At 58.5% G+C, this 907-nt stretch carries 1 protein-coding gene and 1 pseudogene; both read left to right on the top strand.

Going from position 1 to position 907, the window contains the following annotated elements; genetic code table 11:
- Window positions 1-22: 22 nt before the first annotated feature.
- A pseudogene (locus AAAX75_RS10050) lies at window positions 23-262 on the top strand (transposase); the annotation flags it as partial.
- Window positions 151-907 (top strand): IS3 family transposase (locus tag AAAX75_RS10045; RefSeq protein WP_349092076.1); only part of this gene is annotated, 757 nt, incomplete at its 3' end. The pseudogene AAAX75_RS10050 and the gene AAAX75_RS10045, both read left to right, overlap by 112 nt.

The raw sequence follows: 907 nt of genomic DNA, 5'->3' as shown, positions 1-907 counted from the left end.
TTAAGAGCGAAAGGTGTTCAAGATGACCCAAAGAAGAAAGCGATACGACAGGCAGTTCAAGGTCTCGGCGGCAAAGGTGGTCCTGTCCGGGGAAATGACGGTCAAAGGCCTATCGGAGGAACTCGGCATAAAGGATTCGACGCTGAGAAGATGGGCCCGCGAATACGAGGAGATGGGAGACGGCGCGTTCCCCGGAAACGGCTCCCCGAAGATCAACAAGGACTACGAGATCGTGAAGCTCAAGAAGAAGGTCGAGGAGCTCGAGCGCGAGAACGAGATACTAAAAAATTTCCGGGCCTTCTTGAGTCAAGACCATGCGTGAGGTTCGAGTTCCTCAAAGAGCATAGGGGCGAGATCGGCCCCATCAAGAAGGCATGCGGGCTGATGAAAGTCTCGAAATCCGGTTTCTACGAGTATCTCGGCCGGAAGAAGTCCGACGCCCAGATAGAGCGGGAGGCGATCGAAGGTTTCGTCGTCGAGGCCTTCGAGCGGCACAAGGGCCGTTACGGCTACCGGCGCATCAACCGCGAACTGCGAAAAAGCGGCATCGTCGTGAGCGAGAAGCGCGTGCTCCGCATCATGCAGAAGCTCGGACTTGCCGGAAAGGGCGCGACCCGAAAACACCGCATCCAGAAGAAGGTCGAGCCGGGAGACCCTCGGTTGAACCTGGTAGAGCGCGCTTTCACCGTGGGCGAGCGCAACAGGCTTTGGGTGGGCGACATCACCTACATACCCACAAGAGAAGGGTGGCTCTATCTCGCAGCCGTGATAGACGCCTTCTCCCGCAAGGTCGTGGGCTGGTCAATGTCCGAGCGCATCACCGAGAAGGTCGCGATCGACGCGATGGAGCAGGCGGTCGGCAGGGAGGGTCCGCCAGATGACGGCAGCCTCGTCTTCCATGACGATC

It is taken from the genome of Collinsella sp. CLA-ER-H7 (assembly GCF_040092345.1).
GTDB lineage: Bacteria > Actinomycetota > Coriobacteriia > Coriobacteriales > Coriobacteriaceae > Collinsella.
This window is presented reverse-complemented; position numbering and strand designations above follow the sequence as displayed.